This window comes from Bartonella queenslandensis AUST/NH15 (assembly GCF_000312585.1).
GTDB classification, from domain to species: Bacteria; Pseudomonadota; Alphaproteobacteria; order Rhizobiales; family Rhizobiaceae; genus Bartonella; species Bartonella queenslandensis_A.
In genome coordinates this window covers 136,384-147,939 of record NZ_HE997998.1, presented here as the reverse complement: position 1 = coordinate 147,939, position 11,556 = coordinate 136,384, and the positions used below count along the sequence as shown (strand labels likewise).

The following is an 11,556-nucleotide window of genomic DNA, read 5'->3' as shown; positions in this document are numbered from 1 at the left end:
ATGGGCTTTAATGCCATACACAGTAACGATAAAGGAGAGAAATTTTAGTCTCTCCTTTTGATTTTTTTTAAACATTCTTTTCTATTATAATAGTAATTCAATTAAATCAAAAATTTAAATGCATAATCCACACTGTCCTGTATGAACAATGTAGGCAATTCCTTGTTTATATGCACGCCAACGAATATTTAAGTGAATAATATTTTCTTCTTGTATAAGGCTATCGAGATAGGGGGGCCAACACATAAAAAAGCAAATACACTCTAGCAATAAGGAGGTTTTTTATTCGGAGTGTTTGGCAATAACAGAAGGAAATTTAAAAATTTTACAAATTACTTTTCTAAATTTTACAATTTTTAAGGAGAAAGCAAATTCACCATGGATAAGTTAATGCTCTTCTGAGAAAATTATCACCTTGATACAAAATTCTCTTACATGTTTCTCTAGAATCAAAAGAGTTTTTTTTAAATTTTTTAAAAAAATATGAGAGATAAAAAAACATTCTCTCAAAGAAACAGATTAATTCCTCCCAATTAACGAATGCTCTCTGCACGTTAGTGCCATTTTTATAAAAGAGTTAGTGTTTTGTTTCATCTTCATGGTTGGTACATTCATGTATGGACTCTTTAATTTTATTCATCATCTCAAATTTTATAAGTAGGTTGAGGCATCACAAACTAAAAAATGATGATATCTATGAATCATGTCGATATTTTTTATGTGTGAATTGCAAAAGACTGTTGCAAACGTTCAATGGAATGTGGTACGGATCTCAATGTCACATGGCGTCCATGTGCTTTATATTGTAAGGTGAGTGCAAAAGTAGCAATATCTAAAAGGTTTGCACTTCTTTCTGGCCATTCAACCAGTAAAATATTTTTTTCTCTTGCTTCATAAAGCCCTAATTCATCAATTTCTTCTGCCATAGAAAGGCGATAAAGATCAGCATGAATAATTTCACACTGTGGGAGTTGATAGCTTTGCACAAGAGTAAAAGTAGGGCTGGGAACATCCATAGTATTATCGTTTGCAAGCGTTTGGATGATTGTACGTGCAATGGTTGATTTTCCAGTTCCAAGATCTCCTTGCAGCGTTATAAGATCTCCCGGCTTTAAAGAAAGAGCTAAATTTTGTGCAAAAAGCTTTGTTGCTTCTTCATTTTCAAGAAAAAAACTAAAATTCATTAAGAGTTCCATGAGATGGATGAAAAAGTAAAGGTTGAAATTAAAAAATCTTATCTCCTTTGGGAAGAGGGAAAAAACATTTAACGGTTGTTCCTTTTCCAGAACCGGTCAGAATTTCAACATGTCCAGCGTGTAGTTCAACAAAACTTTTTACAAGGGAAAGGCCAAGACCTGCTCCCGCCCGCCCACCATGGTGTGAATGAGAAGAAAAACGCTTAAAAACACGATTAAGGATGTCTTCAGGGATGTCAGAGCCCTCATTGTGAACGCTAAAGACAATACTATCATCTTGTTCATCGACACAAAATTCAATAGTACTCGCCTCCGTTGCAAAATTAATAGCATTACTCAAAACATTCACAAAAATTTGATGTAAGCGTTTTTCATCAGCAGAAATAGAATTTAAAGAAGGAGAAATTTGTTGTAAAAGCGTAATATGACGTCCATTAAGACGATCTTCTACACGTGCTACTGCTTGTATCATAGCATCGGCAATGTTAACTGATTTTATGTCTAACTCCATAATGCCTGCATCAAGGGTGGCAAGATCAAGAATATCATTAACAATATTTAAAAGAGTGCCTGATTCTGAATGAATATGCCCAAGATATTCTTGTTGACGTTCATTGATAGAACCGAAAATTTGATCGCGTAAAATATCGGAAAACCCAATAATATTGGTGAGAGGTGTGCGCAATTCATAGGAAACATGTTGGACAAATTCATTACGCAAACGATCAGCACTTTCTAAGGCTTCATTTTTTTCTTGAAGAGCACGTGCAACATGGACAGTGTCTGTAACATTCACAAAAGTAAGCATCGTCTGTCCATCGGGAAGAGGAACCAGAGTATAATCAATAATCATATCATTTTTAAGATCTATACGACCCGAATATGTTTCACGTTTTTCAGCAAAGCCAGTAATGAATTTGGTAAACTGATCCCATTCTTGTCCCACAGTTAAGCTTGAACAATGATTTTGTAACTGGGTAATATGGGTCCCTTCTACCAGTAAATTATAAGGAAGTGCCCACAATTTCGACAAGGCAGGATTCGATAAACGAAGGCGCCCATCCGTACCAAAAACGACCACGCCTTCGGAAAGTTTATCAAGTGTTTCACCTTGTATTTTAATAAGTGTATTATAACGGCGTTCAAGATCAATTTTTTCTGTAAGGTTTTCGTAAAGCCAAGTGACACCTCCTTGTGGATGAGGGTTCGAGACAACACGCACCGTACGCCCATCTGGAAGATTCCAAATTTGTTGGTTCGATTCTGTTTGCCGATAGGCTTTAAAAAGTTCTTCTTTCCACGCGCGCCAATCAGGATGTTCGGCAATGAGTCCTTTTTCACGTAAACGTTCAAGAAACAATGTATGGCTTGGTTTACTTTCTAAAAAGGAACTCTCCAACGGCCATAAAATTTTAAAAGCATGATTGCAGAATTTTAGTTTTTGGTTTTTATCAAAAATAGCTACAGCAGTTGAGATTTGGTCAAGGGTTTCACAATGGCTTTGAAGAACATACCTTAATTCATGAGCAAGATTTTCATAGGCACTGTCATCACGGGCAAAGGCTGCCATCCCTTCGGCTGTTGTAATACGTGTGAGATGAAAACGGCGTCGTTCTCCATCAATGACAGTGTGAACATGTTCTTGAAAAAGTGTTTCTGTTTCATCTGTTTTGCGTTGTGTGTTTTCATTGAAAAGATCTCCCACTTCATCACTGCCTTCACGAAAGTTTGTCATTTCTCTAAAGGCGCGATTGATAAAACAAACTTTTCCTTCACAATCTTTTATCCATACAGGTTCTTGAATAAAATCAAGAAGATTACGCTGCATTCTCAGTTCAGTAAGAAGGTGGGTGATATCTTTCTGTAAACGAGCATTTTCGCTCTGCTGTTTTGAAATATCCTGAAAGCGAGCAATGGCGACTGTTCCTGCGATGACGCCTGTAACTTGTAACAGCACATTATTTGTGGTGGTGATAGAAAGTTCGAAAGGATGACATTTACAACGCAGTTGAGTCAATGCATAATCAAGTTCCCTCAGAGAATTTTCTTCAACCCATAGTTCAAAGCGCTGAAAATTTTGCTGATCAATACCTATTTTTTGCAATGTGGAAAGAGTACCAACAACACGAGGTAAGGTTGTTGGATTTTCCCAGATAAGAAGCAGCTGCTCGGTTTCTTCCAAAAGCCATTCATAATATTTAAGTTTTTCAGAAAGATCTGCCTGAACTGTCTTCAGAGGCTTCTGTACAACTTTTTTTGCATTCATGATAACAACGATGCACGAGAGAAGTGAAGCACAAGAAATCCCTCCACACAGTGCCAAAAGAAGCCATGGACCATTTGGCAAAGTGAAGGAAAATGGCAAATAACTTTCCAACGATTGCGCAACAGTGCGTGTTGGAGAAAAAAAGAAAAAAAGGCAAAATATAGACGTATAAACTCGGATCATTTTTTGAGCTTTTTCTTTGGGGGTATGGTCACCAAAGCTGAGCACGACATTTTTCCCTTTTTTAACCCAAGGAAGCATTTCAATAACGGTAATGGTTTGGTTTATAAGGTCCTTGCGGTGTAACTCCAATATAAGCGGCTTGTTCTTCTGATAAAACAGTTAATTTTATTCTTAACCGATCAAGGTGTAGACGTGCAACTTTTTCATCAAGATGTTTAGGTAAAACAGTGACTTCATTGGTATAGTGTTCTGTACGGGTAAAGAGTTCAATTTGCGCTAAAACTTGATTAGTAAACGAGGCTGACATGACAAAAGAAGGATGTCCTGTTGCATTACCGAGATTTAATAAACGTCCTTCAGAGAGCAAAATGATGCGTTTTCCATCGGGAAAGGTGATCATATCAACTTGAGGCTTAATATTTGTCCATGGTAAATTTCTAAGAGCTGCGACTTGGATTTCGTTATCAAAATGACCAATATTTCCAAGAATACACATATCTTTTACTTGTCGCATATGGTCTAAACGGACAACATCTTTATTGCCTGTTGTTGTAATGATAATATCAGCACTAGAGGCAGCATCATCTAAATTAACAACTTCATAGCCATCCATAGCGGCTTGAAGAGCACAAATAGGATCAATTTCTGTTATTTTAACACGAGCTCCAGCACCTGAAAGAGATGCTGCTGAACCTTTTCCTACATCACCATAACCACAGACAATGGCTGTTTTACCAGCAATCATCACGTCTGTTCCACGTCGAATGCCATCGACCAATGATTCTTTACATCCGTATTTATTATCAAACTTTGATTTAGTGACGCTATCATTGACATTAATCGCAGGAAAAGGCAGAAGTCCTTCTTTTTGTAACTGATAAAGACGGTTTACACCTGTTGTCGTTTCTTCGCTTACACCTTTAATTGCTGCGCGCTGTCGTGTAAAAAATCCTGGCGTTGCATCCATACGCTTTTGGATTTGTTTGAAAAAAAATTCTTCTTCTTCTGTTTTGGGATTCGAGAGGATATCTTTATTTTGTTCTGCACGACTTCCCACTAAAATATAGTTTGTGGCATCAGCGCCATCATCTAAAATCATATTAGAAGGATTACCATCGGGCCATTGAAAAATGGCATCTATATAAGTCCAATATTCTTCCAATGTTTCACCCTTAACGGCGAATACAGGAATACCAGTTGCGGCAATAGCTGCTGCTGCATGATCTTGCGTAGAAAAAATATTGCTAGAGCTCCACCGTATATCGGCGCCAATCGCTTTTAATGTTTCAATTAAAACAGCTGTTTGAATTGTCATATGCAATGAGCCAGAAATCCGCGCGCCGCGCAAAGGTTGACTAGAAGAAAACTCCTTGCGACAAGCCATTAAACCAGGCATTTCCGTTTCAGCAATATCAAGTTCTTTACGACCATAAGAGGCAAGTGCAATATCTTTGACAACAAAATCTTGAGCTGCCATTCTTCATTCCTTTAAAATCATTTTTTCTAGGACGGTAGGAGAAATGAAAAAAAAATGCAAGACAAGAAGAAGACTTCTTTATGTGAAAAAGCTCTTTTAAAATCTCCATAAATTTGTGCAACAAGTATGCATTTATGAATCTGAGTAATGATATTACTAACAGAACAAGAGATTTCATGATAAGTCTTAATTATATAAAAAAATTCTACATTTCAGTGGGTTTACAACTTTTAAAAATCTCCAGAGGAATACCTTTTAAATAACAAACATGATGCATTGCTTCACAGTTTTTATGTTGATCTTTTTTGGGGATAATCAAAAAGAGTATACTCTTATTTTACAAAAAGGGCATTGTTACCCTGTTTAATTTCATTATTAAGCTTTTTAGCAAAATAATATAATGCAAAAGCTATAGGTTGTTGTCTTTATATTTATGAATAGGCACTCCAGAATCGGTTCTTCTGGTTTTCAAGATTGCTATCTGCTCTTATGTGAAGACAGTTTATAAGAAGTATTTTTCTCCTGTTTTCAACGATTTTATCAAAATACTATAGATGTGCGAGGAAGCACTTTTTATGATACTGAATGGAGCATTTAAAATGCAAAAACATCAATCTATTGAACACTCTGATTTTAAAAGAGCGGACAACAAGCTATGAATTATAAATCAAATCATTAATTCAGTTTTGGGAGAATCTATTTTAGACAAGTAAGTTTTGGGAAAATTGACCATGTGGACGAAATCTCCAGAGATAACTTGGCAAAAATGCAGCCATTGCTCTAGGAGTAATTCCCACACCCTCTAAAGTATGTCCATTTTCAATAGCTTTTTGAGAAACAATGTTATCCATTTGCAAAAAGCGTATCTGGTTGGCTGTTACAAGTGTTGGTACAAAAGGCAGTTTACCGATTGCTCCCAAAATTCCTCCAATCAATAGACCGGCAGAAAAAGGCATGGATAGGATTGTTTTTTTACGGTGAATAACTTTGAGTATATTTTCAAGAACATTTTGGAAGGTGATAATCTGAGGACCACCAAGATCATAATTTTTTCCCCAAGCAACGTGTCCATTTAAAGCGCGCGCAATAAATTCAGCAACATCACCAACATATACAGGTTGCAATTTACTTTGTCCTCCTCCAAAAAGAGGCATAATGGGTAAAAAACGTGACAAATCTGCTAAGGTATTAAAGAAACAATCCTCTGGTCCAAAGATAATAGATGGACGCATAATAATTGCTTGAGGACACTTGTTATGAATGATTTGCTCACCTATAAATTTAACACGTGCATAAAGACATGAAGCATTTTCATTAGCTACAAGTGTTGACATATAGATGAGTGGAATACCAGCTTCTGTTGTTAATTCAGCAACATTGTAAGTGCCATCAATTTGTGTATTTTTAAAATTCGATTGATTTGCTTGTTTTAAGCTACCAGGCAAAAACACTGCTGCATCAGCGCCAAGCAATGCACGTGCAACAGATGCACGATGCTTGATGTCTGTTTTAAGCATTTGGGTTTGTCCTACTTCTCCTATTTGGAGCATGTAATAGGCTTTTTGCGGACAACGAACAGCGATGCGAACGCGATATCCCCACTTCGTCAAAGTTTCAACGACATGACGACCTACAAAACCAGATCCGCCAAAAACGGTAATAAGTTTAGGATGTTGATAAAGTGCACAATCGAGTTGCATGATTAAAAAGTCTATCTTTCAAAGCTTTAAAAAGATTCAATTTCTAGCACGGTGGTGTTTTATTGTCACGCAAAATATCGCCTGCAAGATAAAGGGAACCTCCAATAAGAACAATTGCTTCTTTATATTCGACCTTAATTTTATGCAAAGCATCTTGTAGGTGCGCTTGTGGGATAGAAAAGATTCCTGCTTGTTGGGCTGATTCAGCTAAGTTTATTGGAGGGATACAGGCGTCATTGTTACTAAGCGGTATTGTATATACTTTATCGACAAGCTTTGCTAAAGGACGAAAATAACCAACAGCATCTTTGGTATTCATCATGCCAGCAATCATAATAATGGGAAGATCTGTTTTTTTTCTCCATTGTGTAAGTTCTGCCGCAATAACCTTTCCAGCAGCAGGATTGTGACCACCATCAAGCCATAAATCAATATTAGGAGATAGTTGAGCAACCAAGTGACCTTGGGTAAGATGTTGCATTCGTGCAGGCCAATAAATATTTTTTAAAGCATCATTTATGACTTGTTCTGAAAGTTGAAAACCTGCTTGATAGACTGCTTCAAGAGAAGCACCAGCATTGGCAATTTGGTGATCTCCAATGAGATTAGGAAGTGAAAGATCCATGAGACCTTGATCGTTTTGAAAAACCATACGTCCATGTTCTTTATAGCTTTGATAATCTTGATCAAATAGAGAATAAGATGCTTTATTTTTATCGGCAAGGGATATTAAAGTAGCAAGAGTTTCTTCATGGTCTTGCTTCCCGATAACCACAGGAACATTTGGTTTGATAATCCCCCCTTTTTGAAAAGAGATCTGAGCCATTGGGTTTCCAAGAAAGCTCTCATGATCATAATCAATAGGCATAATAAGCGATACCGCTGGTTTGTTAATGACATTGGTCGCATCAAAACGTCCTCCCAACCCAACTTCTAAAATGACAACATCAGCGGGATGTGTACTAAACAGCATAAAGGCAGCAGCTGTAAAAATTTCAAAAATAGTAATCGGCTCTTGACGATTTACTTTTATAATTTCACGGATTGTTTCAGCCAATAGGCTCTCTGTAACAAGTTGACCGCCTCCTTTTTGGCCTAACCGGCAGCGTTCATTCCAGTTGACGAGGTGAGGTGAACTATAGACATGAACACGGTATCCAGCATGTTCCAAAAGAGCACGACAAATTGCTGAGGCAGATCCTTTGCCATTTGTTCCAGCGATGTGAATAACAGGCGCAAGTTTTAAATGTGGATTACCAAGACGCTTTAAAAGGCGAACAATACGTTCTAAAGAAAGATCAAATTTTTTGGGATAGTTTTTCAGTAGATCATCTACGACCTTTTGTACTTGGCTTTGTTGCATGAATTTAGGCTGCTTTTGTTTTAGAAAGCGATGTTTGAGAATCTGTTGGGGACGGGGTGGAAGGGTTAACAACAGCAGGGCGTTTCATCATTAAGCGTAAAAGTCGTGCAATGGTTGTTTTCATTTCTAAACGGGATACAACCATATCAATCATACCATGTTCGAGCAGATATTCACTACTTTGAAAACCTTCTGGTAGGGTTTCACGTATCGTTTGTTGAATCACACGTGGACCAGCAAAACCAATCATAGCACCGGGTTCGGCAATGTGAATATCACCAAGCATAGCGTAAGAAGCAGTAACACCACCGGTGGTTGGATTGGTCAGCACAACAATATAGGGAAGTTTTGCTTCTTTCAGCATTTCAATTGCTACTGTTGTACGGGGCATTTGCATTAATGAGAGTGTTCCTTCTTGCATGCGTGCACCACCAGAAGCAGCAAAAAGAACCAAAGGATACTTTTCAGCAATGGCAGTATCAAAAGCTTTGATAATAGCTTCCCCTGAAGCCATACCGAGAGACCCACCCATAAAGGCGAAATCTTGAACGGTTGCAATAATTTGTAAGCCTTCAATAGTACCACGTGCACTTAAAATATTGTCATCAACCCCAAGTTTAGAACGATAATCTTTTAATCGGTCAATATAGCGTTTTTCATCGCGAAACTTTAAAGGATCTGTCACAACTTTTGGATTTTCAAGAGCTGTATAGACACCATCATCAAAAAAATGCATGAGACGCTTTTTGGCACTGATACGCATATGATAGCCAGAATGAGGAGCCACAAATTGATTGTCCTCCAGATCTTTATGGAAGATCATTTCACCACTGGTAGGATCTTTAATCCACAGATTTTCTGGAATTTCACGGCGTCCCAATATAGAATTAATTTTAGGACGAACATAATTTGTAATCCAGTTCATCTTTATAACCTTCCTTTAATATTACACATCTTTTGCATGATTTGAAAGAATATAGAACTTAAGCGGTTACATTTGCTTTTCCGGCTGAAAAAAAGTCTATTTAATGTTTTTATTCACGCACGTACAGCTCTAACTCCATTGTTTTCTATTTTTAATCTTTCTAATGTCATAACAATCATATGCACAAAGAGTATTCCCTATAACAAATTTCTCAGAAGTTTTAAGAACTTACATATTTTTTTATTTTAGTATTAAAACTCATCTCTTGCGCTAGTCAATAAACGGCTTAGTTACTTTTAATAAAAATGAATTTCCAATTAATCATTAATACCAACAGTTCTAAAGCAAAAAAAAACTTATAATATAAAACTTACAAGGCCACACTCATCCAAGGTAATGGATATGATAATGTTATGTTAGCGAAACGCTAACAGCAGAGCAAGATTTTTTTCAAACGGCTTCCTTAAAGCACGCGCGTTTCACATAAAATAAAGCACCGAAAAATATCATTTTTATTGTGTATTCACGCGTTGCTAAATTTAACAGTCTCACATATTCCAAAAATTCTCTCATGATAGTGCGAAGAGTATATCCCCTCCATGATAAGGTATAAAATTTACTATGCTCCCTTCTTTTACTGAAATAGAAGATAAAAACCAATATCATTATACCCTTTGCCAGTTCCAATGTAACAATAATTCTTGCATTGAGAGGGGGCATGAGAGATATCTTTTTAAAAGTTCTTTTATCCACACAACCGCTTCTGTTTATGATATTTCAACATACGGTTTTAATTGATTCAATATGAATGGGTTAAAATAAGAAAGCTTTATGATATTTAGGTTTTTTACTCATGTCATAAAACGATAAGTTATCATTATAAATCAATATATTGATTTAAAAAAGGAAAGCATAAATTCTATATTATGCTTTCTTTAGTTGGCAAGTTTTGTTCAGTTTAAAGTTCAAGGAACATTATTTTTGTGTGATGTATGTCATGGTCTTTTGGGAAAGCATTTTGTGTAAATGTGTCATGAAGGCGGCTGCAAAAAGCGGTGTGGCTAAATTAAGAATGGGAATCGAAACAAAAACCGCGATCAATAATCCAGCGCCAAAAACCGTTGTATAATGAGTATGTAAAAAAGCCCGCGCATCTTGCTCTGTTCGAAAACGATAAGCAGCAAACAAGAAATATTCATGACCAAGCAAGTAACCATTAATAACATAAAAAGCAATCAAATTAACACCTGGTATGAAGAATAAAATAAAAGCAATTCCATTGCCAAGAAGGCTTAAAATAACAAATTTAAAGGAGAGGATAAGAGAGCGCCCAAATGGCATAGCTTGTCCAATAGGCTCATTTGGATAATCTTCCTTTTCAATGATTTCAGCAGCAGAGTCAATGAAAAAGCCACCTATCATAGCTGTGATGGGGGCAATAAAAAAAGCCAACAAAAGAGCTAAACCAAGATTGAAGATGATAAGCATGCTAAATCCCAACCATCCTGCCCAACTTGGGAGTCCAGGAAGAAACTGAGAAATCCAAGGCCAAAAGTAAGACACAAAAAGTTGGTGCACACATAACCATAAAATGACGAGCACAAAAAAAGTAACTCCCAATGCTTTCAGTATCATAATACTATATTGTGAAGTCAAAAGACGTTGTAAAGCACGATAGGCAGCAGTAAAAATCATAGATTCATAAATTAAGGAAAGAAGCAAAAAAAACAAGAAATATATTTAAAGAATGTATAGTGTAATTTTTTCTTTCTTGCATTATGAGATCTATTTTCAATAACATTAAAGAAATACATCGATCTTATTTGGTAAAAAAATAAAATTTACATCAATAGAAATTTTAGGTTTAAAAAACGAGAAGACTGTAAGAATCAGCTATTGTAGAAGAATTTTTAAATATTTTTGTACAGAGTTTAGCTTATTGCATTTACATGATGTATATAAAAAAATGAAGGTGGTAAAAGATATTGAGGGGGGAGTTTTTTTACTTCCATTTATCCCGTATAGCAGCCTAACTTTCTTTATCTATATCCTTAATTCGCTTTAGACGATCCCTAATATTTTCTATATTTTTCTATTGCTTGGCATGGCGCGTCTTGGCATTCGCATAATATTGAAGTTAATGGAATAAGGGTAAAATTTACGTATTCGTTACGGAAATATTCTGATTTTAGGCAACAAAATGACTCATGTGATATCACAATAAGAAAAGAAAGAAATTTCAAACAATTAACTCTATATATTTCATAACAAGCAGTTTTTTAAGAAGAAGCAAAGAAAGGGAAATGTCACTGATGATTAAAAATAATGATATTTTGAATTTTAAGAGCTATAAGTGCAATAAAGTAAGAATTCATTGAAGCATTTTTCATGCAAGTGGTGCATTGTATCAAATAATTTTTATATAATAACACTATCCATTTATGAA

At 36.0% G+C, this 11,556-nt stretch carries 7 protein-coding genes; all 7 read right to left on the bottom strand.

The annotated features are described in order from the left end of the window. Positions 1-716 precede the first annotated feature (716 nt). Entirely contained in the window at positions 717-1,184 is a 468-nt protein-coding gene (gene tsaE, locus BN338_RS04435; RefSeq protein WP_039759412.1) for a tRNA (adenosine(37)-N6)-threonylcarbamoyltransferase complex ATPase subunit type 1 TsaE, read from the bottom strand. A gap of 40 nt (positions 1,185-1,224) precedes the next feature. Continuing rightward, positions 1,225-3,690: a sensor histidine kinase gene (locus BN338_RS04430; protein ID WP_039759554.1), complete on the bottom strand. Its 2,466-nt coding sequence runs from the start codon at positions 3,688-3,690 to the stop codon at positions 1,225-1,227. 34 nt (positions 3,691-3,724) lie between these two features. Beyond that, entirely contained in the window at positions 3,725-5,122 is a 1,398-nt protein-coding gene (gene ahcY, locus BN338_RS04425; protein WP_039759411.1) for an adenosylhomocysteinase, read from the bottom strand. 701 nt (positions 5,123-5,823) lie between these two features. Then, on the bottom strand, positions 5,824-6,822 hold the full coding sequence (locus BN338_RS04420) for a complex I NDUFA9 subunit family protein (protein WP_039759410.1): 999 nt from the start codon (positions 6,820-6,822) through the stop codon (positions 5,824-5,826). 43 nt (positions 6,823-6,865) lie between these two features. Further along, positions 6,866-8,185, bottom strand: coding sequence for a bifunctional folylpolyglutamate synthase/dihydrofolate synthase (locus BN338_RS04415; protein ID WP_039759409.1), 1,320 nt, complete (start codon positions 8,183-8,185; stop codon positions 6,866-6,868). A 4-nt stretch (positions 8,186-8,189) separates the two neighbouring features. Continuing rightward, positions 8,190-9,110: an acetyl-CoA carboxylase, carboxyltransferase subunit beta gene (accD, locus tag BN338_RS04410; protein WP_039759407.1), complete on the bottom strand. Its 921-nt coding sequence runs from the start codon at positions 9,108-9,110 to the stop codon at positions 8,190-8,192. Between the two features lie 975 nt (positions 9,111-10,085). Beyond that, positions 10,086-10,805, bottom strand: coding sequence for a sulfate transporter family protein (locus tag BN338_RS04400; protein WP_039759552.1), 720 nt, complete (start codon positions 10,803-10,805; stop codon positions 10,086-10,088). Between the last annotated feature and the right edge of the window lie 751 nt (positions 10,806-11,556).